This is a genomic window from Rhodospirillaceae bacterium, assembly GCA_016712715.1.
In the GTDB taxonomy this organism is placed as follows: domain Bacteria; phylum Pseudomonadota; class Alphaproteobacteria; order Dongiales; family Dongiaceae; genus Dongia.
Map to the genome: position 1 here is coordinate 507,526 of JADJQM010000001.1, position 23,975 is coordinate 531,500.

Genomic DNA, 23,975 nt, shown 5'->3' on the forward strand with positions numbered 1-23,975 from the left:
TGTCATGCAGATTTGAGGATCACCCATGTTGTCACTCAAGGACAAGGTCGGCCTGGTCGTCGGCATCGCCAACGATCGCAGCATCGCCTATGGCTGCGCCAAGGCCTTTCGCGCGGCCGGGGCCGATCTCGCCATCACCTATCTCAACGACAAGGCGCGCAGCCATGTGGCGCCGTTGGCAGATGAAATGGCGGCGGAGATATTCCTGCCCTGCGACGTCGAACATCCCGACCAGCTCGATGCCACCTTCGATGCCATCGGCACGCGCTACGGCAAGCTCGATTTCCTGCTGCATTCCATCGCCTATGCGCCCAAGGTCGATCTCGAAGGTCGCCTGGTCGACAGCTCGCGCGACGGTTTCGGCCGCGCCATGGACATTTCCTGCCATTCCTTCATGCGCATGGCGCGGCTCGCCGAACCGCTGATGGAAAAGGGCGGCGCGCTGCTCACCGTCTCCTATTACGGCGCCGAGAAGGTGGTCGACAATTACGGCCTGATGGGGCCGGTGAAAGCGGCTCTCGAATGCGCCGCACAATACATGGCGAGCGAACTCGGGCCTCGTGGCATCCGCGTCAACGTGCTCTCGCCGGGGCCGATCGCCACCCGCGCCGCCTCCGGCATTCCCGGCTTCAGCGGCCTGATCGACGACACCACACGGCGCGGCCCGACCCATCATCTGGCGGGGGTCGACGATGTCGGCGCCATGGCGGCGTTCCTGGTGAGCGATCTTGCCGCCAACATCACCGGCAACATCACCTTCATCGATTCCGGCTATCACGTCGTCGCCTGATCCACGTCGCCACATTCTCCCGCAAGGAAGCAAGTCATGGTCCAGAAAGCCCTCATCGCCGAAATCCTCGACGAGACCGGCCTGATGCTGCCCGACCTCATCGATCGTGCGCTCACCGCCAATGACCGCATCAAGATCGTCTCCTCCTGTCTGCAATCCGCCGCGCCGCAGGCCGATCGGCCGGATGGCAAGGCACCGACCCTGGTCCAGGAATCGCGCATGCCCGGGCTGGAGAATCTCGCCCTCGAACGCGGCCTGAACGGGGCCAGCCGGCAGGGCGATTGCTACCACATCCCTTCAGCCAAGGCGGCGCTCGATCTGGTCCTGGCGGATATGGCGGCGATGCTGGCGCCCTTCGCCGCGACGGCCGCAGGCGATGGCCAGCATGCGGGCTTCCAGCAGCGACTGGCGGCCCTCTCGCAACTCCCGTCCATCGACGGCGATCTCCTGCAGGCTGACCTCATCGCGGCACTCACCCATGCCAGGCGCGGGGAGGGGGATTCGCTACATCTCCTGGTCATGGACATGCACAAGGCGCTTAACGGCCTGCAGGCAGGCATTGCCGAGAATCGATCGACGGCGCCAGGGTCTATCGCATCGCCGAGACCGACCGCGCCGCCATCGCGGCCTTCATGGGCGGCCTCAACCGCACCGCGCCGCTCAAATTCGATCATCCCGGCCTCGGCACGACGGCGACCAGGACCAATGGCCGTCTGGTCATCCAGAACGATATCGGCACGACCGATTCACATGTGCTGGTCATCCATGTCGAAGACATGACCCTGAGCCTGATCTACACCGACGTCCATGCCCGCCGCCTGCGCTTCTTCCAGGACCGGCTGAAGCGCGCCCATCTCACCTGGAGCGACACCCGCCAGCGCCATGTCGCCATGCTGGAGGAGGATGAGTTCTATCAGGCAACCGGCACGCTCACTGCCAAGGACCCGGCCGAGCTTCATGCCGGCCTCGCTGCGATCGGCGCGGCACTGGTGTTCCTGATCGACTGGAACAAGGCCAGGAAGCGCCTCCGGAACTTCATGGGCAAATCCGCTGCCATCGATCTCCTCGGCTGGGCCGCCGATGCCGAGATCGGCCATCGCGGCTTCCTCAAGCTGGGCGGCGAGAATCTGATCTTCGCGGCATTGGACGGCGCCAACAAGAATCTGGGCATCGGCCGACCGTTGGGCCAGGTGCTGGGTGATGAAGAGACCAGGACCTTCATGCGCAGCGTGCTGCGCACCTGCACCGATGCGATCCTGCAGCAGCGCAGCGCCGATTTTCGTCGCCGAACAGATCCGCGCCGATCTCATGGCCCGCATGCCCAGACGGCCTCCGACCAGGTGCTCGATCTCGCCCTCGATCATGCCGCCTTGCTGCACGATCTGGTCGATCTCATCGAAGCGGCCCTGATGCGCCTTGAACAGTCAGTCCAGATCGCGCCTCGCCACCCGTGCCCGCGCCAAGAAATGGGAGAGCCAGGCGGATCGCCTCGTCAACCAGGTGCGCACCTGGTTCCGCGCAACAACGCCGACATGATCTGGCGCCAGGTGCTGGTCCATGCCGACGATGCCGCTGACGCGCTGGAGGAGGTGATGTTCAACATCAGCTTGTTGCCGGAAGGCAGCCGCCTGGTGGCGCGCGAGCCGATCCTGCGCCTGGTGCGGCAGCTGGTGGCGGGGTCGAGGATTATGTCCGCGCCCTCGCTTTAACCGTCCATCTCCATCGCGGTGCCGCGCGTGAGGATGTGCGCGATCTCCTGACCTTGGTCGACCAGTTGCGCGACATGGAACATGCCACCGACGCCATCGAGCGCGAGGCCATGGAATGCCTGGTGGCGGCGCCGACGGAACCGCGCAATTTGCTCATCGAACACGAGATCGCCAGCAATCTGGAAGCGGTCGGCGACGCCCTCATGCATGCGGGCTTCACCTTGAGCGATCATGTCCTCGACGCGCGGCTGAAGGGGTAACGTCATGAAACCGAAAATCTATCCGATCGACCTCGACACCGCGCGCCCGGCTGAGCAGCTTTTGCCGGAAGTCGGCAACAAGGCCTTCAACCTCATGCGTCTCGCAGCGCTCGGTCCTGCCGGTGCCGCCGGCCTTTGTGCTCTCGACCGGCTTCTGCAAGCATTGGCTCGAGCATGGCCATGCTGCCACCCATGATTTGCCGGACCTGCTGGCGACCCATGTTCGCCGCCTGGAGAATCTCTCGGGCCTGACCTTCGGCGATGTGCGCAAGCCGCTGCTGCTCTCGGTGCGCTCGGGTGCCGCGGCCTCCATGCCGGGCATGATGGAGACCCTGCTCAATATCGGCCTCACCACGCGCACGCTGCCGGGCTTCATCGCTGTGACCGGCAAGCCGCGCCTCGCCTGGGATTCCATGCGCCGCCTGGTGCAGAGTTTCGCCGAGGTCGCAAAGGGCGTCGCCGCCACGGGTTTCGATGCGCTGATCAACGAGGCGGTGTTGGAGGCCGGCGTCGCTTCCGTCGGCGAGCTCGATACGCTGGCCCTGCGGGCCCTTACCAGGGCCCAGCTCGATCACTACCACGAATGTGTTGGCGAGCCGTTCCCGGAAGATCCGATGGAGCAATTGCGCCCAGGCGGTCGAGGCCGTGTTCCGCTCCTGGGAGAGTGAGCGCGCGGTGACCTATCGGCGCCTCAACAACCTCACCGGCCTGCCGGGCACGGCGGTCACCATCCAGCGCATGGTGTTCGGCAATGCCGGCAGCGGGTCGGGCTCCGGCGTCGGCTTCACCCGCAATCCGGCGACCGGCGCCAACGAGCTCTACATGGAATTCCTGTTCAACGCCCAGGGGGAGGATGTCGTCTCCGGCCGCTTCCCGGTCGACGCAGCCGACACCTTGAAGTCGCTACAGCCCGAGGCTTATGCGCGCCTGTTGACCATCCGCGATCGGCTGGAGCGCAACTTCGGCGACGTGCAGGATTTTGAATTCACCATCGAGGCCGGCAAGGTCTTCCTGCTGCAGACGCGGCGCGCCAAGCGGACCGATTGGGCCGCCTTGCGCATGGCGGTCGACATGGCCCGCGAGGGGCTCATCGAGCCCGATGATGCGCTGGCCCGCGTGGTTGATCTCGATCTTGAGCAACTGGTTCGCTATCGTCTGCAGGATGCCGGCCGCGCCCCCTTGGCGACGGCCAAGTCCGCCGGCATCGGGGTGGCCAGTGGGCGTATCGCCCTCACATCAGATGCAGCGCTGGCAATGGCTGCACAAGGTGAGAGCGCGATCCTGGTGCGCAGCGACACCACCACCGACGACATCGCCGGCATGAATGCCGCCGCGGCCATCCTCACCGCCCATGGTGGCCGCACCTCCCATGCGGCCGTGATCGCCCGCCAGCTCAACAAGGTCTGCCTGGTGGGCTGCAATGCCTTGGCCGTGGCAACTGACAACGCCAGTTGCGTGATTGGTGGGCAGCGCTTTGCGCCGGGCGACCTCATCACCCTCGATGGCGATCTCGGCGCTGTATACGAAGGCCGCCTCGACGTCGTGGCCGAGCGGCCGGTCGATGACCTGGCTCAGCTCGAAACGTGGCGGCGCGGGCAGGGCGCGGCCAGACCCGTTGTCTCGGCCACCGCCTAGCGCCGCAGGAAGGACAGCAGCGTGAAGCGTCGTCCCTTGGTGACGGGCAAGGCCGACAAGCCAGTACCTGATCGGAGTCGCGTGACCAGGTTTGGCCGCACAGAGGGTCATGCTGCAATGCAGCATCAACCAACCTTCGCTTTGCGCTCAGGTGTGACTTGGGCGATCTTCGCCGACTTCACCGGATGTTTTTGAAATACTGACAAAAATCAGCCCTCCGCCAAATCGTGGCGAAATAGGTCCTGGGCTTTCGCGCCGCACCTCGGAAATCGCGATTTTGTGAAAAGCTGCAGTGACTTCCGGAAATTTTTTGGTTAGGGTTCCTTCCGTCGGCTGGGGAGCCGGCACGTTCGACAAGAAGCAAGAGACCGCACGGTCCAAGTTCTGGGACGACACGAGAAGAATAGCTTTCGGTGGGGGAGGGACCGTCTTCGGTCCATTAAGAGGCAGGCCCGCAACGGTCTGCCTCTTACCATTTGTGCCAAAGATCAATAGCGCATCCCGGCCTTCTGGGCGGTCAGCCAAGGCGGCTGCAGCCGGGCGATCTTCTTATAGACCGGGCAGTCCTCGGCATGGGTCCCCGGCAGATAGCCGATCGACATCAGGAACTCCCCGACGATCTCGCCGCCGGTAAAGACGAACTGCTTCTTGAACAGCTTCACCCAGTCGCTCTTGGGCAGCGGGTGCTGCGCCGCCAGCCAGTCGGCAAACGAGCCATGGCTCTTCTGGAGCGCCTGGATGCGCTTGGCGTTCTCGATCGCCGCATCGATTTTCAGCCGGTTGCGGATGATGCCCGCGTCACCCAGCAGCCGCGCGCGCTGCTTCTCGCCATAGCGCGCCACCTTGGCGATGGCAAAGCCGCTATAGGCCGCGCGAAACGATTCCTGCTTTTTGAGGATGGTGAGCCAGGACAGGCCCGCCTGGTTGATCTCCAGCACCAGCCGTTCAAAGAGCTCATCGTCATCCTTGATCGGGAAGCCGTAATGCTTGTCGTGATAGGGGCCGTGGAATTCATGGCCCGGTGCTAGCTGGCAATAGCCGCTCATGATGCGTCTCCCCAGCTAGAGGCGGGTGATATCGAGAGGTCGAGAAGCGAGACGCCCAGCACATGGAACGCCAAAAACGCCGCGCCCCAGATGGCAAAGGCGATCCCCGTGGTGATCAGCGCCTTCTTCAGCAGCATCGGATTGGCGGGGGCACCCGGATCATGGCCTTCTTCCTGGCTCTCCGTGCGGCGGACACCCCAGGGCAGGACGACGAACAGCGTCAGCCACCAGATGACCAGGAACATGAAGAGCTGCGTGATGATGCCGGACATCTTTATGCGCTCATGCCTGTTCGAGTTCGATCAAGGTGCCGAGGAAATCCTTCGGGTGAAGGAACAGCACCGGCTTGTCATGGGCGCCGATCTTGGGCTCGCCATCGCCCAGCACCCTTGCGCCGGTCGCCTTCAGTTTATCCCGCGCCGCCAGGATGTCCTCTACCTCATAGCAGATATGGTGGATGCCGCCTGCCGGATTGCGTGCGAGGAACGCTGCGATGGGCGAATCAGCCCCCAGCGGATGCAGCAGCTCGATCTTGGTGTTGCCTAGTTCCACGAACACCACCGAGACGCCGTGCTTGGGCTGGGGCGAGGGCGGGGATACCCGGGCGCCCAGGGTCGCGCGGTAGAGCTCCGCGGCCTGGTCGAGATCCGGCACGGCAATGGCGACATGGTTGAGACGGCCGATCATCGGCATTCCTTTCAGGTGGCGACAGCTTTGAGTCGCGCCGGATGGTGCGGCGCAGCGTGATTTTGGTCAAGCCGGCCGGCAAATGCCCCGCCGACAACCACACGCAACCTTAAAAGATTGTGAAAATGGTGCGGAAACCTGCCCGGACTACAATTAGGTGTGCAGTCAGTAGGCTGCCTGCCCTGGATTTATGCCGGGCGCTTGGCTAAAATTCGTTATCAATTCGTTAAAAATTGGAACGCGACGATCCGGCCCATGGGGCCCGATCCGCCATGAATGGAAGGTGAGCCATGATCAGCCGACCCGGAGCCATGCCCAGTGACCGACCGAAGGACCGCCGATGGAATGCCAAATCGGTGCTCCGACCGGGAACCCTGATCGTCGCCTTCACCACTTTCGCCGCGATGCTGGCCTCCAGCGCCTCGGCCGAGGTGATCGGCAACGTGATCCTGCAGGATTACCGCGGCGCGACGGCCACCCCGGACGGCGCCCAGGAAGCCAAGCCGATCTATTTCCAGGACCAGGTTTCGGCCCTCGACACCGTGGCCACCGGCGATGGTGGTGCCACCTCGATGCGCTTCCTCGACGAAACGCGCTTTGACGTCGGCCCCAACGCCATGGTGAAGCTCGACGATTTCGTGTTCGATCCGCTGAGCGCCATCGGCGCCGGCAAGATTTCGATGGCCGTCGGCGCCTTCCGCTATGTCGGCGGCACGATGAAGAGCGACGAGAACGTCAAGCTCATCACGCCGACCGCGACCATGACCATCCGCGGCACCGAACTGGTGATCTTCGTCGGCCTCGACGGCACGACCGAAGTCAATGTCGTGGACGGCGCCATCGACGTGCAGGTCTGCGACAAGGCGGAAGTGGTGCCGGCCACGATCGGCCAGCGCGTCATCATTCCGCCGACCTGCGAAGCCAGCGTCACCGTGGCGCGCCCGGTCGAAGACGATCTCGCGGGCCCTCGAAGTGCCCGATGACCTCGCTGATTTCTCGACCGCCGCCGGCGGCGACGAAGGTGCCGGTGACGACGGCGGCGACGGTCCCGGCGACCGCGACCAGGGTCCGGATCGCGAACCCGATCCGGAACCCACGGCGGCCCCCGATCCCGGCCCCGAGCCGGAACCTGAAACCGAAGGCGGGGATACCGGCTCTGGCGACAACGGCCCCATCGACAACAATGTCGACCTGTAAGCTCGATAAACTGGCCGCCCGATAGCCAGTCCACGAAATGGGGGCGGAGCTGGGGAAACCCGGTCTCCGCCCCTTTGCTATGCGACAAATGCACGGCAAATTGCCGGCATCTGTGCCCTGGATCACAGCCTTGTACCGCCGACTGCCCTAGATTGACCCTCGAAGCCAGCGCCTGACACCGGTGCCTGGCACCACCAGACGGGTCACGCTCATGTCGCGCTCAACATTCCGCCGCAACGGTTCTTCCCGGGGGTCGTCCTGGCTGCTGATCCTCCTCGCGATCGGCTTGCTGGTGGCTGACAACCTGCCCGCAGAAGCGACGGCCACGATGGCAACGATCGAAGCTGGCGATCTCGCATCGCTCCCGCTCATGTATGATTAGCCGAGACGACCTGCGGTGAACCGAAAGCGGCGCCCGCGCGACTTAGCTGCATTGGACGGTCGGAATTCCTGGGACATCATGAAGAACACCATTACCACGCTTGCCCTTTGCGCTGCTGCCTTGCTGATTGCGGGCCAGGCGGCCGCCGTCGAGCCGCGCATCGGCGCGGTGGTGCAGCGCGACTATCGCTGTGCCGTGGCAGAGCCCCATGGCGCGCGCGCTGCCCACCCCATCCAGTATCGCGATGCCGTCTTTGCCCTCGACACGGTCAAGACCGGCGACACGGGGACGACCGCGCTTCAGTTCCTCGACGAGACGACGGTCGAAGTCGGCGCCGGCGCCGAACTGCGCCTCGACAATTTCGTCTACGATCCGCAGACCACCGTGGGCGGTGGCCAGCTTTCCTTCGCCGTCGGTGCCTTCCGCTATGTCGGCGGCAAGATGACCACCGAACAGAACATCCAGTTGCAGACGCCGACCGCTACCATGGTGATCCGCGACACCGAACTGGTGATCTATGTCTGGCCCGATGGTCGCACCGAGGTCAACGTCGTCTCAGGCGCGGTCGAGGTGATGTCCTGTGCCGGCAGCGCAAGCCAGCTCGCCATGACCGGCATGCAAGTCACCGTGATGCCGGATTGCCTGACCCATGTCGCCGCGGCACCCACCTTGCCGAACGACCTTGCGGCCCTCACCCTGCCGATGCGCGAGACCGGCGGCGAGGGCGATACCGATGACGATGACGGCGGTCGCGGCGGCGAACGCTCGCATCCGGACCCCGACACCAAGGACCACGACCGCAACACCCACAACCCCAACTGACCGATCCCGGCATTCGACGGGCGCGCGATCTTCCCTTATGCATGGGCAAGCACCTGCACAAGAACTCCGCCATGTCGCTCGAAACCGACTTCGCCACCGCCAATGCGGCCTTCTACCACGCCTTTGCGCGCGCTGATTTCGGCGCCATGAGCCGGCTTTGGGCCGCTGACCTCGCCGTGTCCTGCTGCCATCCGGGGGCGGTCCCCATCCTGGGACGGGAGGAAATCCTCAATTCCTGGCGCCAGATTTTCCTCCATGGCCAGCCCAGCGACATCACCTTCCTGCCGCAGCAGATGACCGTCATCGGCGGAATCGGCATCGCCTGCGGTCTGGAGCGGTTCGGCAACGGGCAAATCGCCTGTACCAACCTGTTTGCCGAGGAAAACGGCGCCTGGCGCATGATCCATCACCAGGGCGGGCCGATCCTTGGCAGTGCCCAGCGGCCCTCTCAAGGGCGTCCGGATCCCAGCCAGGCAACCCGCCACTAGGCCGGTGAGGGGGACCATACCCCAGCAAAAACCCTTGAACCGAAACGAGGTTTCGTTGCGCCTTCGCCTGCGGACGGCATATTAATCCCATGCAGCTGAGTCGGATCATCGGACGCGCCCTGTTGGGGCCCCTCATGGCTACGGTCATCGTCGTGACCGCGCCGGCGGCGTTGGCCGACTATGGTACCGGCCTCGACGCCTTCAATGCCGGCGCCTTCGACCAGGCCCTGGTGGAATGGCAGAAGGCGGCTTTGGCCGGCGACAAGCGCGCCCAGCACGCCCTGGGTCTGCTGTTGGAGAGCGGGCGGGGGACCAAGCCGGACATCGACCAAGCGCTCAAATGGTACGAAGCTTCGGCCGAGCAGGGCTTCGCGCCCGCCATGAACAATCTCGCCATGCTCTATGCCGACGGCCGCGGCGTGAAGAAGGACCAGAACAAGGCCATCGCCTACTGGACCAAGGCGGCAGAGGGCGGCAATGCCACGGCTGCCTTCAATCTCGGCGTCCAGTACATGCTCGGCAACGGCGTCCCGCTCGACAAGAAGCAGACGGTCACCTTGTGGACCAAGGCGGCGGAGGCCAAGAGCGTCCAGGCGCAATACAATCTGGGCCTGCTCTATGACCGCGGCGACGGCGTCGAAAAGGACGAGAAACAGGCCGCGCGCTGGATCGCCCTGGCGGCCGAAGCGGGCCTGCCGGAAGCGCAGATCGATCTTGCGGAGTTCTATCGAACTGGCCGCGGCGTCGCCAAGGATCCCGACCAGGCCTATTTCTGGCTCGAAAAGGCGGCTGCCGGCGGCAGCCTCAAGGCCAAGCAGAAGCTGACCGAACTCCCCAAGCCGAAGCCGGCCGCCACCACCGCGGAAGCGGCACCGGCGACCACGCCTGCCGATAGCCACGCGGCCGCCGGGACGACGGAAACGCCAGATGCCAGTCACACTGCTGATGCCAGTCACACTGCTGATGCCAGTCACACTGCTGATGCCGGGCACACTGCTGAAACCGGGCATGCTGAAACCCCGGCCGCGAACACCGTCGCCACAGCGCCCAGCGGCCATGCGGCGTCGGCAACCGAAGGCCAGGCGACCGAAGGTCACGCTGCGGAGGAACCGGCCCCGGCTGCCCATGCTGCGGACACGCACGCCGCGGACACCCAGGCAAGCGAGGCGCCGGTCGAGACCGCAGCGGCGGACGCGCACGCCACGGACGATCATGCCGAGGCAACACCCACCGCCACCGCCATGGCGCAGAATGCCACGACGGCTATTCCGGCCCCCGAGAACGCAGAATCCGAGAATGCCGCCCCGGATGACCATGCACCTGACGAACATGCTGCCGCTGAACCGCCCCAGGATGAACATGCGACTGATGAACATGCGGCGGATGAACAAGCTGCGGGTGATCACGCGGCTGAAACGCAGACCGCCGATGCCAGCCATGGTGAGGAACAAGCCGCCGAAATCCCGCCGGTCGAAGGCGAGGGTGGCGCCGAACCGGCCGCCGCCGCGGATCATGCGACCGACGAACATGCAACTGGGGAACCCGCAGCAGACGGGCACACCGCGGATGAGTCCGCGCCCGATGAGCATGCCGATGCCGAGCATGCGGCCCCCGACGCCGAGGAAGAGATCGCCGCCGATGGCGTGACGCCCTTGCCGCCCTTGGCCGAGACCTTGTCCTCGCGCGAGAAGATCTATCGCATCTGGCTCGGCAACAAGGAGACGGCTGAATCTGCCGGCACCGAATTCATCCGCTTGAAGCTGGCATTCAAGCCCATTCTCGACAAGATCGCGCTGGATGCGCGGCCCTTCGTCAATGAACGGGGCACCGTGTTCCGTCTCTATCTCGGCCCGTTCCCGACGCTCAAGGATGCGCAGGCGATGTGCGACAACATCCGTGGGCGCGACAGCGGACAGGCCTGCCGAACCGTCATTAACTGACGCTGGGATGACCATGCCACAGGCCATCGTCAGCACCGCCGCCATGCGCGCCGCGGAGCAAGCCTTCTTCGCCCGTGGCCAAGACAGTTTCGCGCTCATGCAGGCGGCGGGTGCCGCCGTCGCCGCGTCGATCATCGCCGACCATCCGGCGCGCGATCGGTCCATGCTGGTCCTGTGCGGCCCCGGCAACAATGGCGGCGACGGCTTTATCGTCGCCGCGCTGCTGCGTGATGCGGGCTATGAGGTGAGCGTTGCCGCCGCGCGTGCCGCGGACGCCTATCAGGGCGACGCCGCGCGGGCGGCCCTGACATGGAGCCGGGCCGGGCCTGTCCTCCCCCTCGCGGGCGCCACGGCCCTGGCACCGGATGTCATCGTCGATGCCCTGTTCGGCATCGGCCTCGACCGCCCGCTCACCGGGGAGATCGCCGCCGTGATCAATTGGGCGAACGGCACCTGCGCCGCGCGCATCGCCATCGATATCGCCAGCGGCGTCGGCGCCGATGACGGCAGCGTGCTGGGGACGGCCATCCGGGCTCAGCACACCGTCACCTTTGGCTGGCCCAAGCCCGGCCATCTGCTGCCGCCCGGCAAGGCCCATTGCGGCCGGCTCGAGGTGGCGCCGATCGGCCTCGATGACAGCCTGCTGCCGGCCGGCCAGCAGCTCTTTCGGAACGATCCCGGCCTCTGGCTGGCGACCCTGCCGGAAGCCGGTCTCCTTGACCACAAATACAGCCGCGGCCATGCGCTCGTGATCGGGAGCAGCGACATGCCGGGGGCAGGGCGCCTCGCCTCCCTGGCCGCCCGCCGGATCGGCGCCGGCATGCTGAGCGTGGCAGCACCCGCCGCCATCCTGCCGCTCTTCATGGCCGACCAGCCCGGCATCATCGCGCGGCCCGCCGGCCGCGCCGAGGATCTGGTCGAGATCCTCATGGACCGGCGCATCTCCGGCGTGCTGGTGGGCTCCGGCCTCGTGCCCCACGCGGCCTCGCGCGAGGCGGTGCTGACGGCGCTTGCCGCCGGCAGGCCCGCCGTGGTCGATGGCGGCGGCCTCACGGCCTTTGCCGACCGGCCGGAGGATCTCTTCACCTCCGGGCGTGGCGATGTCGTCCTCACCCCGCATGAGGGCGAGTTCGCCCGGCTCTTCCCCGATCTTGGCCCCGCCGCCGGCAACAAGCTCGTCCGGGTGCGCGAAGCGGCCCGCCGCGCCCGTGCCGTGGTCGTGCTGAAGGGGGCCGATACCGTGGTGGGAGCTCCCGATGGGCGCCTCGCCATCAACCCCGAGGCCAGCCCCTATCTCGCCACGGCCGGTTCCGGCGATGTCCTGGCGGGCCTGATCGTGGGCCTGCTCGTCCAGGGAATGCCGGCCTTTCTCGCCGCCTGCGCCGCGGTCTGGCTCCATGCGCAGGCCGGGCTCAATCTCGGCGCCGGCCTCATCGCCGAGGATCTCGCAGCCGAGATTCCGGTCCTGCTGCGGCGTCTGGGTCGGTGAGCCGGGCGCTTGAGAAATCTCTGGCGATCCGCCGGGCCGGGGAGGGCGACCAGGCGGCTTGTGCCGCGATCTTCATCGAAACCATGACGACGACCTTTCCCGAAGAGCCGGCCGCGGCACGCACCAGCGCTGCCTACGCCGCCAGTGTATTGGGCGAGGAGCAATGGCTGGCTTTGTCAGGCTCCCGTATTATCGGTTATATATCAGTCTATTGGCCATCGAACTTCATCCATAGTCTTTACATTTCACCGGCCTTCCAGGGGCTGGGCGCTGGGCGCCTGCTGATGTCGACCGTGCTGGAACAGGCCATGGGCGACATGGAACTGAAGACCGACAAATCGAACTCCCGCGCCTTCGTTTTTTACCGCCGCCAGGGCTGGCGCGTGGTGGGCGAGGGCCTGGCGGCCACCGGCCCCTGGTGGCGCCTGCGCCACGCCGGCGGGGTTTTGTGAGGGTTCGCCTGTCACGATAACCTCTCACAATAATCAGCTGTCATCCCCGGGCTGAACCCGGGGGTCTGGCCCCGCCGCCGAGCCGTTGCCAGCAGATCCCCGGGTTCAGCCCGGGGATGACGGTCGCTAAAAGGGGTGTCAAGGGGCCAACGCGCGGCCCGACCGGCCTTTTTGCTTGTCGCTCAGGCCCGGGTGGGATACATCCCCGGCCCGGAACCGGTGCAATCCCGGGGCCACGAGCTATTGCTATGGCGCGGCTCGGAACGACCTTTGCGGGCGTGGCGAAATTGGTAGACGCGCAGGATTTAGGTTCCTGTGACGCAAGTCGTGTGGGTTCAAGTCCCTCCGCCCGCACCAATTGACCCGAAATTGGTCGTTTCGCGGACGCCGGCAGGCCGTGACCTGGATATTGCGCCCGATTTGTTATCGATATCTGAACCCTTAGTCTGAAAGAGTGCTGCCATGCAGATCACCGAAACCCTGAACCAGGGCCTCAAGCGGGAATACAAGATCGCCGTCCCCGCCGCCCAATTGCGCGAGAAGGTCGATGGCAAGCTGGTCGAACTGAGCCACAAGCTGAAGATCCCCGGCTTCCGTCCCGGCAAGGTGCCGATGTCGCTCTTGAAGCAGCGCTACGAACAGTCCGTGATGGGCGAGGTGCTCGAAGAGAGCGTGCAGCAGAGCTCTCAGCAGCTGATGACCGAGCGCAATCTGCGCCCGGCCGGCCAGCCGAAGATCGAACTCGTCGGCGAGTTCAAGGACGGCACCGATCTCGAATTCTCGATGGCGATGGAAGTCATCCCGGAAGTGACGCCGATGGACTTCACCACGGTCTCGCTCGAGCGCGTCGGCGTGGAGGTTCCTGACTCCGAAGTCGAAGACAGCCTGAAGCGCATCGCCAAGCGCCAGCGCGCGTCCGAGCCGGTGGCCGACGACGTTGCCGCCGCCAATGGCGACATCGCGGTCATCGATTTCGTGGGCTCCATCGACGGCGTCGAATTCGAGGGTGGCAAGGCCGATGGCCACTACCTGGAACTGGGTTCGGGTACCTTCATCCCCGGCTTCGAAGAGCAGCTGGTCGGCGCCAAGAAGGGCGACAAGAAGACCGTGAAGGTCACTTTCCCGGCCGAATACGGCAATGCCGAGCTCGCCGGCAAGGAAGCAAGCTTCGCCGTCACCGTGCAGGAAGTCCGCCGCCTGAAGGATGTGCCGGTCGATGACGAACTGGCAAAGTCGCTGGGTCTCACCGATCTGGCCGAGCTGAAGAAACAGGCCCGCGAGCGCATCGAAAAGGAATACGGCGCCGTGGCCCGCGCCCGCGTGAAGCGCAAGCTCCTTGACATCCTTGCCGACAATCACAACTTCAACTTGCCTGAGACCCTGGTCGAAGCCGAGTTCGGCGCCATCTGGCAGCAGATCGAAGCCGACCTCAAGGCCGGTCGCCTGGACGAGGAAGACAAGGGCAAGTCGGAAGACGAGCTGAAGAAGGAATACCGCGAGATTGCCGAGCGCCGCGTGAAGCTGGGGCTGCTGCTCTCCGAAGTCGGCCGCCAGAATAATATCCAGGTGCCGAACGAGGAACTGAGCCGCGCCCTCATCCAGGAAGCGCAGCGCTATCCCGGTCAGCAGCAGCAGGTGATCGAATACTATCAGCGTTCGCCGGAAGCCTTGAACCAGCTGCGCGCGCCGCTTTACGAGGAAAAGGTCGTCGACTACATCCTCGAGCGCGCCAAGGTGTCCGAACGCAAGATTTCGCCCGAGGCATTCGCTGCCGAAGGCGAGGCGGAACTCAAAGGCCGCCGCGACTAAGTGACTGCGAGATGGTGATTCGTTCTGGCGACCCAGAAACTTGATGGGCTTGTCAGAACGAATTGCCAGAATCCCTCCGCTCGCTAAGATCGCGCTTTAGCACTTGGGTGAGTCGCCATTCGCGCCGCGGATGGTCGCTTAGCCCCATCTTGAGAGTGGAAGATGAGAGACAGAGATCCCGTCGAGATCTACAACAACTACCTTGTGCCGATGGTGGTCGAGCAGACCAATCGCGGCGAACGCTCCTACGATATCTATTCGCGCCTCTTGAAAGAGCGCATCATCTTCCTGGTCGGCCCGGTCAATGACGGCATGGCGAGCGTTGTCTGCGCCCAGCTGCTGTTCCTGGAATCGGAGAATCCGAACAAGGAAATCTCGATCTACATCAACTCGCCGGGCGGCGTCGTCTCGTCGGGTCTCGCGATGTACGACACCATGCAGTACATCCGTCCCGAAGTGTCGACCGTGTGCATTGGTCTGGCGGCCTCCGCGGGGTCGCTGCTGCTGACGGCCGGCGCCAAGGACAAGCGCTTCAGCCTGCCGCATTCCAACATCATGATCCACCAGCCCTCGGGCGGTTATCAGGGCCAGGCGACGGATATCGAGATCCACGCCAAGGAAATCCTGCGCACCCGCGACCGGCTCAACAAGATTTATGTCCGCCATACCGGCCAGGACCTCGCCACTATTGAGAACGCGATGGAACGCGACCGCTACATGACCCCGGAGGAGGCCAAGGAGTTCGGCCTCATCGACGTGGTCGTCAGCGAACGCCCGATCCCGGCCGACCTCAAGGACAAGGCCTGACATCTGATCTGCGGATCTTTGTTCCTGTGATGTTCAGGGTCCGGATCGTCTGCCGATGACGATCCGGACCTTAACCTTTTGTGGACAAAGGCCCGCTACAATCGGGCCGAACAATGGGCCACCGGGTGCTGTTTTGTTCCCGGCCTGTACCAGAAAGCCCCGCATCGCCAGAAACACGTTGTACTGGGTCGAACCGGGGGGCTAGATTGACCAAGAACGGGGCGATTCAGCCAACTGAATCAAGGCCACCCGAAGCTCGAATGGATCGGAAATGAACAAATCCGCCAGCGGTGATTCCAAAAATACCCTCTATTGCTCGTTCTGCGGCAAGTCGCAGCACGAGGTACGCAAGCTCATCGCCGGTCCGACGGTGTTCATCTGCGACGAATGCGTCGAACTGTGCATGGACATCATCCGCGAGGAGCACAAGACCACCCTGGTCAAGTCCCGCGACGGCGTGCCCAGCCCCAAGGACATCTGCAAGGTCCTCGACGATTACGTGATCGGCCAGGCACACGCCAAGCGCATCCTCTCGGTGGCGGTTCACAACCACTACAAGCGCTTGGCACATCTCGGCAAGAATAACGACGTCGAACTGGCGAAGTCGAACATCCTGCTCGTTGGCCCCACGGGTTGCGGCAAGACGCTGCTGGCGCAGACGCTGGCCCGCATCATCGACGTGCCGTTCACGATGGCCGATGCCACGACGCTCACCGAAGCCGGCTATGTCGGCGAGGATGTCGAGAACATCATTCTGAAGCTGCTGCAATCGGCCGACTACAATGTCGAACGTGCCCAGCGCGGGATCGTCTATATCGACGAAGTCGACAAGATCAGCCGCAAGTCGGACAACCCCTCGATCACCCGCGACGTGTCGGGCGAGGGCGTGCAGCAGGCACTCCTGAAGATCATGGAAGGCACGGTTGCCTCGGTTCCCCCGCAGGGTGGCCGCAAGCATCCGCAGCAGGAATTCCTCCAGGTCGACACCACCAACATCCTCTTCATCTGCGGCGGTGCTTTCGCCGGGCTTGAGCGCATCATTGGTGCGCGTGGCCGGTCGGGTTCCGCGATCGGCTTTGGTGCCGACGTGCGTGGGCCCGATGAGCGCGGCACGGGTGAGATCCTGAAAGAGGTCGAGCCCGAGGATCTGTTGAAGTTCGGCCTCATCCCCGAATTCGTCGGTCGTCTGCCGGTCGTGGCGACGCTTGAGGATCTCGACGAGCCGGCGCTCATCAAGATCCTCACCGAGCCCAAGAACGCGCTCGTGAAGCAGTATCAGCGCCTCTTCGAAATGGAAGATGTGCGTCTCGAGTTTGCCGAGGATGCGCTGGGCGCCATCGCGCGTCGCGCCATCGCAAGGAAGACCGGCGCCCGCGGCCTGCGCTCGATCATGGAATCGATCCTGCTTGAATCCATGTTCGAACTCCCCGGCCTCGACGGGGTTGAAGCCATCGTCATCAGCCGCGAAGTGGTCGATGGCAAGGCCAAGCCCCTCTACATCTACACCGACCGCCGCAGCGACGCCTCGACCGGCGCCTGACGCATATCGGCAAGACCGACGCAGAAGCCGGGCAGCGATGCCCGGCTTTTTCGTTGGCGGCCCCTCTCGATCCAGGTGTTGAGCGGCACCCCTTGCGGCAAAGTCACCGCCGGGGCGTCCCAGGTCACAGCTTTGGAGTTTTACCGCGCGTTGCGGGGCGGCCTAGCCTCTCCTGTTGCAACAGCGAGGGTCATACGTATCGCAATGCCGTCCAAGATCCTGCCTTTCGCCCGGCCAGGCCTCCTGCTGCCCGCCTCGCCGGCGCTGGACGATGCTGCGCTCGCCGCCACCATCGGCCATGCGGGCATGGCCCGGCTCTACCGGCAGTGGCTCGACTGGGCGGTGCGGGCGGGCGGCCTCCCGGACCGCGGCACGATCCGCCCGGAGGATCTGCGCCCGTGGCTCGGCCATCTCGCCATCGTCGACATCGAGCGCAACCCGTTCCGCCTCCGCTACCGGCTGGTCGGCACCCGTCTTACCGAGCTGCTCGGTCACGAGCTCACCGGGCGCTATGTCGACGAGCTCTATTCGCGCAGGGTCCGGCGCGAGGCGACCGAGGCCTATCGCAGTGTGATCGAGGCGCGGCGGCCCCATTACCGCCATGCGCGCTTCTGGCTGGTGCTGAAGACCGTGGGCTATCACCGGCTGATCCTGCCCTTCACGCGCGACGGCAAGTCGGTCGACACCTGCCTGCTGGCGCTCTATCCCGACCGTCCTGAAATCGTCCGCGCCGCCGACTGGCAGGGACCGCTCGACCGCGCCAGACATCGCCGCCTGGTTCGGCGGCGGCCGGCGCGACAAGCTCGCCGGCCCATTGCCCGAGCGCCAGCGTACGCCCAGGAAGGAGGGCGCCTAGGGCTGCCGGCACCTTTAACCCGACAAGACCTGTACCAGGGCTGCCATCGGCGCTATAACCCGGTCATATCACCACAGGGAAATTGCGGGAACTCATCATGGAAGACGTCAAGGACAGCAACGGCACAATCCTCGCGGACGGCGATTCCGTGACTCTCATCAAGGACCTCAAGGTCAAGGGCAGCTCGATCACCCTGAAGCGCGGCACACGCGTGAAGAGCATCCGCCTCACCAACGACCCGGCCGAGATCGAATGCAATGTCGAGAAGGTGAAGGGCCTCGTGCTCCGCACCGAATTCCTCAAAAAGGCCTGAGAGGGCGCTGGGGCAGGGGCCGCGATCATGCCGATTGTCCAGGATCCGGCCGCGATCGCCTCGGTCAAGATCGACCAGCTGCGCCGCTGGTGGCTGTCGAAATGCGGCCAGCGCCGCTTTCCCGACCGCGCCGATCTGGACCCGGCCGAGCTGAAACCGCTGCTGCCTTATATCCTGATCTCGGAACGGCTTGAGCCCTTCAATGTCCGCTACCGGCTGGTCGGGACCAGGGTGGTCGGCATCACCGGGCTCGACATCACCGGGCGGGATCTTGCTGCCCTGACGCCGCCCGACGCCACCGAAGATTGATGGGGCATTACCGGCGGGTCGCCGAAACCGGCGCGCCTGCCTTCGGCACCACGACTGTGCCCACCGTCAATGGCGATCCCTTCACCTACGCCTTCGCGATCTTTCCGCTGAGCACGGGCGGCGACAGCGTCGCGCAGTTCATCGCCCTCGAGGATTACGGCGACTTTGAACCCCGGCTGTCATCCTCGCTCGGCGACCCTGCGCCCTGGCAGGATCAACAAGCCCGCGCCGCCGCCCTCGCGGCCTCGAAGAAGTAACCCGCCGGCCGCAGAGCGCGCTCAGTCATTGCGATCCAGAAACGGCGCCACCACCTGCCGCGTCTCGGCGCTGCTGACCACCGGCACGATCTCGAAGCTTACGCCGCAGCCCCGCCAGGAAAGCACCCATTCCTGCAGCAGGCGGAGATCCTCCGTTTCCATCAACTGGAAGCAGCGCGCGAAATTGGGCTCGACCCAGCTGTCGACATAGCGCAGGCCCTCGGGCAGCGACCGCCCGGCATCGCGCACACGGCGATAGACCGGCACCATGTCGTTATTCTCAAATCGCTCGATCACCATGAACAGCATGACGTCACCATCGGCGTTGTTTGCGACCGAGCCACTTTGCCCGATCACACGCGCCCCCGTCATGATCTTCGCCGTGATCCTTTTCGCAGTCATACGTCTCGCTGGCCGCGCTTCACCACATGCCCATATGGCCCATCAGCAGCTCGTCGGCGAGGAGCTTCTGGTCCTCGCTGAGCACGGCATAGAGATCGAGGGCCGGTTCCTTGATCGCCTGCAGCATATCCATATGCGCCGCCATATGCTGCTCCATGAATGCGAGATGCCCGGGCAAGGGCAGGGCCAGGCTCTGGTTCATCATCATGCCGCCCTGGTTCATCATGCCCTGGCCCATTCCCATACCTTGGCCCATACCTTGGCCCATAGCTTGGCCTTGCCCCATAGCTTGGCCTTGCCCCATCAGGCCGTCCTTCATCATGTCGCTCGCCACCTCATGCATGCGCTTGGCATTGGCGCGCAGCGCCTCGGCATAGGCGTTCCATTGCGGCGCCTGGACATCGGTGATCTTGAGCTCGGCTTTGAGGAAGGCGAGCTGTCCCTCGACATGCCGGAACCCGTGCATCATGCCGCCCTGCATCTGGGGACAATTCTGCGGCATGGCCTGCTGGGCGATGGCGGGGGATGTGGAAAGCAACGCGGCGACAACAGCGCCGATCATCAAAGCGCGCATGGATACCTCCTATGGCAGCTTCGACGAGCCTATGCCGCCTTTCTCAGGCTGCATTGATGTGCATCAACCTCGCCGCGCGCGGCCTTCCGCTTCCTTCAGCGGGCAACCGAATATCCATTCCATTGTGACGCCGTCATGCCCGGGCTTGGCCCGGGTATGACGATGAAGATGCACCCTCGCTGCAATCCCTCCCACCTTCAGGGGGGAGGTTAGGTGGGGGGCAGGTGGTGATGATTGTCGACGAGCGAAACTGAAACCGGCCCCCCTCCCGACCTCCCCCCTAAAGGTGGGAGGAGAAGCACCACGCCCCGACCAACCCCAACGTCATGGTCCGCGAAGGCGGACCATCCACGAGTTTCTACATGTCAGATATGCCATTGAACCCACGGCCATGCAGGGGCCTCGCACCCATAGCAATGCTGGACGCGCTCTTAATAGGCGCATATACTCAGTTTGAGCACGTCATAGACGCAGTGCCTTTTCGGCACCATTGTACCTGCACATGGAGGTCAGCATGGCGGACGACGAAAATTTGCCGGAGACCCCACCAGCACTCGACCGTTCGCCCATGACACCGGCTGAAATCGACCTGCGCCGCGCAGAGCTTGATCTGCGCCGCTACGAGGCCTCGCTTAGCTTCAAGAAGATCATCTGGGGAACTGTCGTGGTCGGCCTGGCTAGCGTGTTCATTCCAGCCGTCATCAGCGGCCTTCAGATTCTCGCCGACAAACGAGCCAAAGACCTTGCACAGGCTCAGGCGGCACGGGATGCCCATCAGCAATACATCAAGGAATTCTTTACGACCGCGGTCAATCAGGACATCGAACTACGCATCCGGTTCGCGACTTACTTCTCTCATTTGGCTGCGGACGAAAAGCAGCAGGACATGTGGGAGCAGTATTTGGCCACGCTGACGACGCAGAAGGACGTTGTGCAGGAGAAAATCCGGAAACTCGACGTCAAGTTCCTTCCGCTTCAGGCGCTCTCCAAAAATAAGAAGGACATGGACGCAAATACTGCCCAGCTGTTCCACGAACTCACACGCGAAAGCACATGGTTGAACGCCCAAATTGGCTATGCCCCCATCTACCAGAATGTGAATGCGCCACCGCCGACTGACAAGGAACGTCTCTACACCGAGACGACGATCATCGTCGAGAAGCTGGCGCGTCAGGTTGCACCGTTTGCGGCAGAATCCGCCGATATGATGCGGTTCTGGGAGCTCTATCGCAAGGAACTGATTGGCATCGAAAGCCGAGATTTCTCACGGAAGATGGTCGAGATCGGCCGCGAAATAGACAAGCTCATGGGCCTCGCCGGTGCCGACAAGTCTCGCCTGCTGTCTCTGAGCTCCGAACTCTCGCGTCTCGCGGCACAAGAGACGAGAGTTGAATGACAAAGCGCCTCAAGCGTTAGCGGGGCAGGCGGCGTTTCCATCTCCCTCATCCCTTCCGCACCTTCACCGAAAAACTGAGCGGCAGATTCGTCTCGCTGGCGGGCATTCGGTACATGCGGTCCGGGCCTTCGATCATCTTCGGCCACATGGCCCAGGCGAGGCTGTCATGCTCCTTGAAATAGGTGAGCGACAGTCCCGCTTCCAGCAACGCCGAGAGGATGGCGCCGATGCCGTGCACGAATTCATGGGTGCGGGTGTTCCTGAGCTTGGTATCCTCGCCGCTATAGGTCGTGTCCGCGTCGAACACCAGCGGCGCAGTCTGAAAGTAGTCATAGGCCGGCTGCAGCACGCCCACCGCAGCACTCCCCAGTTCGCGGTCGGGCTGGTCGAGGGTGAAGGCGAAGGGATGGCCTTCGAGGAGATAGAGCTCACCGCCCGGTTTCAGCATCTCGGCCACCACGCGCGCCCAGCCATTGATGTCCGGCAGCCAGTTGATGGCGCCCCAGGTGACATAGGCGCGGTCGAACCGCTCGGGGACGAGGGCAGGGGCGTCATAGAGATTGCCCTCGACGAAGTTGGCCTCGATCCGCGCCTCACGCGCCAAATCCCGCGCGGCCGCAATGGCGTTCGCCGAGAAATCGAGCCCGGTCACCTGGGCACCGCGCCGCGCCAGCGCCAGCGTGTCGAGGCCGAAATGGCATTGCAGGTGGATGAGCGATTTGCCGCGCAGATCACCGATCTCGGCGCTTTCGATGGGGAGCAGGATGTCCTCGCCGGCCAGGAACTCCTTCACCCGATAGAAGGGGGAGGCGACATGGATCGCCACCACCTCGTCCCAGCGCGCCTGGTTGATGGCGAAGGTTTCCTGATGCTGCGATGTCCGACCGCTCATGGCACTTGCTCCGGTGATAGCCGCATCCTTCCTAGCACGCCCCCGACGACGCGCAAATCGGGACCGCGCCTGCGGCGCGAAGGGGTGGGGTGCCTCTAAAGCTTCCGCTCATACATGATTTCATAGGGCACGAAGCCGGCCTTCTCTCAGGCGTGCCGCGCGAGGACGTTGGCGGCCAGCACGTTGATGCGCAGGCGCGTCAGGGTCGGGTCGACCTCGCGGAAATGTTCCGCCAGCGCATCGAGGAGCGCCTGGGCGAGGCCGCTGCCGCGCGCCGCCGGTTCGACATAGATGTCGCTCACATAGGCAAAGCGCCAGGAATCGCGCGGCTCCATGGGCCAGGGTTGTTCGACGATGCTGCCGGCAACGAGGCCCGCGCGCTGGCCGCCGATTTCGCCGATCAGCAGCACGCCCTGGTTCTCGGCCAGGGTCTCCCACAGCAGCTTCATATAGTCATGGGTCGTCGGCAATGCCGGCAACCTCGACTGCGGCAGGCGCGGATCGTGTATGGCGCGCTCATGTTCCTGGAGCGCCACCTCGCACTGGATCACCCAATCCTGATCTTCGGGCCTATAGGGCCGGATGGTTGAATTCATGGTGGGGTCGCCTCGACATGGACACGCCTGAATCAGGCGCACACTCTGCCCGAGAATGTGACGCCCAGCAAAACGAGAAAGGCAAAATGAGAGGCCAAAAAAGAATGGAAGGCCGGACGGGTTGCGTCCAGGCCTTCCAGTCATGTTCTCCTGTCAAACCGAATAGTCTCAATCGCGCCAGAACGGCTTGCTTGTCTCCAGCCAGATATCAGCCTCGGTGATGCCGATATCCTTCATCAATTGTGGTCCAAGGTGCAGCAGAGCCCGGCGCTGGCGGGCGTTCTCCTGCCACCGGGCCAAGCGGTCGAGGAACCGCGTGAGCAGGCCCGGCAGCTTTGGATGCGCCACAGTTGCGACAATAGCCGTGGGCATCACTATTGGGGCCGGCCGCTCGGTCGGGTTGCCAACACCGTTCACGATGAACATCTCCTACAACAGGTTTGGGCGAGCCGGCCGCGTTCAACAGAAATGCGGGGCGATTTCAGCGAGCGCCTTGGCACGGGTCGGGGCGATGTGCGTGAGTGTCGCCATGAAGTTGGGATGGGTCATGCCGGAGCCGATATAGGTCCAGCGCTGCGCCTGGTGCTGCTGTGCGATGATCGCCTCGGCAACCTCCTGGTCGAAGCGGCGGCCGGTCGCGGCGGCGAGGGCGTCGAGATCAAACGCCGCCTGCTGCTTCAAAGCGCCGTCGATCATGCCACCCAGCGCCAGATAGCCATCGACCGCGGCGTCGATCGCGGCCGCGTCCAGGCTTTCCGCCATGGCTTCGACCATCAGCGTATCCAGCTTGGCGTGCTGGCTTTCCTCCATCCAATGGTGCTTCAGCAGGCTCTTGAACTGCGGGTCGAGGTCGCTGTTGTCGCGGATGCTGTCGACATAATGGCGCTGCGACATCCATTCGATATGAAGGATGAGGAAGGCCACCGCCAGCGGGTCATAGGCGAGGACCGCATCGCTGATGGCCTTCGCCGGACCGATCACCTGGCACTCGGTGCCGAAGCCCGCCTGGAACTCGTGGCGGAACCGTTTGAAGAGGTCGATATGCTTCGCCTCTTCGCCGGCGAATTGCAGCAACGCGCGGGTGCGCGCATCGTCATCGGCAAGGTGCGACCTGGCATGGTCCAGCACATAGGGCAGGATGAACTCCTCGACCAGGCCGAAGATGTAGAGGTAGCCGTGACCCCGGATCTGGTTGAGCACCAGCTTCGAGGGCGCATCCAGCATGTCGAGACCGTCGATCCGGGCGAGGTTCTGCGGCAGGAAGGGTTTCGAAAAATCGAGCGGCTTGTCCGGCCCGATGATGTCCTCGATCCGCCAGTTCACGCGC

30 protein-coding genes and 1 tRNA gene are annotated in these 23,975 nt (G+C 64.1%); 22 read left to right on the forward strand and 9 right to left on the reverse strand.

The annotated features are described in order from the left end of the window. Positions 1 to 25: 25 nt before the first annotated feature. The 5 genes from fabI to IPK59_02520 all read left to right on the forward strand — a co-directional run bounded on the left by fabI (position 26) and on the right by IPK59_02520 (position 4,394). Positions 26 to 790, forward strand: coding sequence for an enoyl-ACP reductase FabI (fabI, locus tag IPK59_02500; protein ID MBK8157694.1), 765 nt, complete (start codon positions 26 to 28; stop codon positions 788 to 790). Between the two features lie 632 nt (positions 791 to 1,422). Continuing rightward, the gene (locus IPK59_02505) at positions 1,423 to 2,499 is read left to right on the forward strand and encodes a hypothetical protein (protein MBK8157695.1); all 1,077 of its coding nucleotides are present in this window, start codon (positions 1,423 to 1,425) and stop codon (positions 2,497 to 2,499) included. A 35-nt stretch (positions 2,500 to 2,534) separates the two neighbouring features. Further along, positions 2,535 to 2,759 (forward strand): hypothetical protein, encoded by a 225-nt coding sequence (locus IPK59_02510; protein ID MBK8157696.1) that lies wholly within the window; start codon positions 2,535 to 2,537, stop codon positions 2,757 to 2,759. A 122-nt stretch (positions 2,760 to 2,881) separates the two neighbouring features. Further along, a complete protein-coding gene (locus IPK59_02515) occupies positions 2,882 to 3,427 on the forward strand; it encodes a hypothetical protein (GenBank protein ID MBK8157697.1) in 546 nt (181 codons plus the stop codon). Next, positions 3,405 to 4,394 (forward strand): pyruvate, phosphate dikinase, encoded by a 990-nt coding sequence (locus IPK59_02520; GenBank protein ID MBK8157698.1) that lies wholly within the window; start codon positions 3,405 to 3,407, stop codon positions 4,392 to 4,394. Before IPK59_02515 ends, IPK59_02520 begins: the two co-directional genes overlap by 23 nt. Positions 4,395 to 4,882: 488 nt before the next feature. On the opposite strand, the gene IPK59_02525 is transcribed toward IPK59_02520, so the two are convergent. From IPK59_02525 to mce, 3 genes are read right to left on the reverse strand one after another with little or no spacing between them, the layout of a single operon-like run. Then, complete coding sequence (locus IPK59_02525) at positions 4,883 to 5,440, reverse strand: DNA-3-methyladenine glycosylase I (protein ID MBK8157699.1); 558 nt, start codon at positions 5,438 to 5,440, stop codon at positions 4,883 to 4,885. Next, positions 5,437 to 5,712: a DUF1467 family protein gene (locus tag IPK59_02530; protein ID MBK8157700.1), complete on the reverse strand. Its 276-nt coding sequence runs from the start codon at positions 5,710 to 5,712 to the stop codon at positions 5,437 to 5,439. The genes IPK59_02525 and IPK59_02530 overlap by 4 nt, the downstream gene beginning before the upstream one ends. Positions 5,713 to 5,722: 10 nt before the next feature. Further along, positions 5,723 to 6,127, reverse strand: a complete 405-nt coding sequence (mce, locus tag IPK59_02535; GenBank protein ID MBK8157701.1) for a methylmalonyl-CoA epimerase — start codon at positions 6,125 to 6,127, stop codon at positions 5,723 to 5,725. Between the two features lie 356 nt (positions 6,128 to 6,483). On the opposite strand from mce, the gene IPK59_02540 reads away from it, so the two are divergent. From IPK59_02540 to IPK59_02615, 16 genes are all read left to right on the forward strand, one after another. Continuing rightward, positions 6,484 to 7,110 (forward strand): FecR domain-containing protein, encoded by a 627-nt coding sequence (locus IPK59_02540; protein ID MBK8157702.1) that lies wholly within the window; start codon positions 6,484 to 6,486, stop codon positions 7,108 to 7,110. After that, positions 7,100 to 7,324, forward strand: coding sequence for a hypothetical protein (locus tag IPK59_02545; GenBank protein ID MBK8157703.1), 225 nt, complete (start codon positions 7,100 to 7,102; stop codon positions 7,322 to 7,324). The genes IPK59_02540 and IPK59_02545 overlap by 11 nt, the downstream gene beginning before the upstream one ends. Positions 7,325 to 7,535: 211 nt before the next feature. Next, positions 7,536 to 7,706, forward strand: a complete 171-nt coding sequence (locus IPK59_02550) for a hypothetical protein (GenBank protein MBK8157704.1) — start codon at positions 7,536 to 7,538, stop codon at positions 7,704 to 7,706. Between the two features lie 78 nt (positions 7,707 to 7,784). After that, on the forward strand, positions 7,785 to 8,528 hold the full coding sequence (locus IPK59_02555) for a FecR domain-containing protein (protein ID MBK8157705.1): 744 nt from the start codon (positions 7,785 to 7,787) through the stop codon (positions 8,526 to 8,528). Positions 8,529 to 8,599: 71 nt separating this feature from the next. Further along, positions 8,600 to 9,016 carry a nuclear transport factor 2 family protein gene (locus IPK59_02560; GenBank protein MBK8157706.1) on the forward strand — a complete coding sequence of 139 codons (417 nt, stop codon included), beginning with the start codon at positions 8,600 to 8,602 and terminating at the stop codon, positions 9,014 to 9,016. A 134-nt stretch (positions 9,017 to 9,150) separates the two neighbouring features. Then, positions 9,151 to 10,956, forward strand: a complete 1,806-nt coding sequence (locus tag IPK59_02565; GenBank protein ID MBK8157707.1) for an SEL1-like repeat protein — start codon at positions 9,151 to 9,153, stop codon at positions 10,954 to 10,956. 7 nt (positions 10,957 to 10,963) lie between these two features. Beyond that, a complete protein-coding gene (locus tag IPK59_02570) occupies positions 10,964 to 12,445 on the forward strand; it encodes an NAD(P)H-hydrate dehydratase (protein ID MBK8157708.1) in 1,482 nt (493 codons plus the stop codon). After that, positions 12,442 to 12,897, forward strand: a complete 456-nt coding sequence (locus tag IPK59_02575) for a GNAT family N-acetyltransferase (protein ID MBK8157709.1) — start codon at positions 12,442 to 12,444, stop codon at positions 12,895 to 12,897. The genes IPK59_02570 and IPK59_02575 overlap by 4 nt, the downstream gene beginning before the upstream one ends. A 272-nt stretch (positions 12,898 to 13,169) precedes the next feature. Then, positions 13,170 to 13,254, forward strand: a tRNA-Leu gene (locus tag IPK59_02580). Between the two features lie 105 nt (positions 13,255 to 13,359). Next, positions 13,360 to 14,706 (forward strand): trigger factor, encoded by a 1,347-nt coding sequence (locus tag IPK59_02585; protein MBK8157710.1) that lies wholly within the window; start codon positions 13,360 to 13,362, stop codon positions 14,704 to 14,706. Positions 14,707 to 14,868: 162 nt separating this feature from the next. Next, positions 14,869 to 15,513: an ATP-dependent Clp endopeptidase proteolytic subunit ClpP gene (clpP, locus tag IPK59_02590; protein MBK8157711.1), complete on the forward strand. Its 645-nt coding sequence runs from the start codon at positions 14,869 to 14,871 to the stop codon at positions 15,511 to 15,513. Positions 15,514 to 15,784: 271 nt separating this feature from the next. Beyond that, on the forward strand, positions 15,785 to 17,053 hold the full coding sequence (gene clpX / locus IPK59_02595) for an ATP-dependent Clp protease ATP-binding subunit ClpX (GenBank protein ID MBK8157712.1): 1,269 nt from the start codon (positions 15,785 to 15,787) through the stop codon (positions 17,051 to 17,053). 204 nt (positions 17,054 to 17,257) lie between these two features. Beyond that, positions 17,258 to 18,061 (forward strand): PAS domain-containing protein, encoded by an 804-nt coding sequence (locus IPK59_02600; protein MBK8157713.1) that lies wholly within the window; start codon positions 17,258 to 17,260, stop codon positions 18,059 to 18,061. After that, on the forward strand, positions 18,007 to 18,222 hold the full coding sequence (locus tag IPK59_02605) for an alkylphosphonate utilization protein (GenBank protein ID MBK8157714.1): 216 nt from the start codon (positions 18,007 to 18,009) through the stop codon (positions 18,220 to 18,222). Before IPK59_02600 ends, IPK59_02605 begins: the two co-directional genes overlap by 55 nt. A 27-nt stretch (positions 18,223 to 18,249) precedes the next feature. Beyond that, complete coding sequence (locus IPK59_02610; protein MBK8157715.1) at positions 18,250 to 18,531, forward strand: PAS domain-containing protein; 282 nt, start codon at positions 18,250 to 18,252, stop codon at positions 18,529 to 18,531. Continuing rightward, complete coding sequence (locus tag IPK59_02615; GenBank protein ID MBK8157716.1) at positions 18,531 to 18,788, forward strand: hypothetical protein; 258 nt, start codon at positions 18,531 to 18,533, stop codon at positions 18,786 to 18,788. Before IPK59_02610 ends, IPK59_02615 begins: the two co-directional genes overlap by 1 nt. Positions 18,789 to 18,809: 21 nt before the next feature. On the opposite strand, the gene IPK59_02620 is transcribed toward IPK59_02615, so the two are convergent. Next, a complete protein-coding gene (locus tag IPK59_02620; protein MBK8157717.1) occupies positions 18,810 to 19,097 on the reverse strand; it encodes a DUF3303 family protein in 288 nt (95 codons plus the stop codon). A 112-nt stretch (positions 19,098 to 19,209) separates the two neighbouring features. Next, a complete protein-coding gene (locus IPK59_02625; GenBank protein MBK8157718.1) occupies positions 19,210 to 19,764 on the reverse strand; it encodes a Spy/CpxP family protein refolding chaperone in 555 nt (184 codons plus the stop codon). Positions 19,765 to 20,278: 514 nt separating this feature from the next. Between IPK59_02625 and IPK59_02630 the strand changes: the two genes are divergently transcribed. Continuing rightward, positions 20,279 to 21,160 carry a hypothetical protein gene (locus tag IPK59_02630; GenBank protein MBK8157719.1) on the forward strand — a complete coding sequence of 294 codons (882 nt, stop codon included), beginning with the start codon at positions 20,279 to 20,281 and terminating at the stop codon, positions 21,158 to 21,160. Positions 21,161 to 21,206: 46 nt separating this feature from the next. Here IPK59_02630 and IPK59_02635 read toward each other — a convergent pair whose 3' ends face one another. From IPK59_02635 to IPK59_02650, 4 genes are all read right to left on the reverse strand, one after another. Beyond that, a complete protein-coding gene (locus IPK59_02635; protein MBK8157720.1) occupies positions 21,207 to 22,052 on the reverse strand; it encodes a class I SAM-dependent methyltransferase in 846 nt (281 codons plus the stop codon). Between the two features lie 146 nt (positions 22,053 to 22,198). After that, positions 22,199 to 22,648 carry a GNAT family N-acetyltransferase gene (locus tag IPK59_02640; GenBank protein MBK8157721.1) on the reverse strand — a complete coding sequence of 150 codons (450 nt, stop codon included), beginning with the start codon at positions 22,646 to 22,648 and terminating at the stop codon, positions 22,199 to 22,201. 168 nt (positions 22,649 to 22,816) lie between these two features. Further along, positions 22,817 to 23,020, reverse strand: a complete 204-nt coding sequence (locus IPK59_02645; protein ID MBK8157722.1) for a DUF1127 domain-containing protein — start codon at positions 23,018 to 23,020, stop codon at positions 22,817 to 22,819. A gap of 87 nt (positions 23,021 to 23,107) precedes the next feature. Beyond that, entirely contained in the window at positions 23,108 to 23,971 is an 864-nt protein-coding gene (locus tag IPK59_02650; GenBank protein ID MBK8157723.1) for a hypothetical protein, read from the reverse strand. Positions 23,972 to 23,975: the final 4 nt, after the last annotated feature.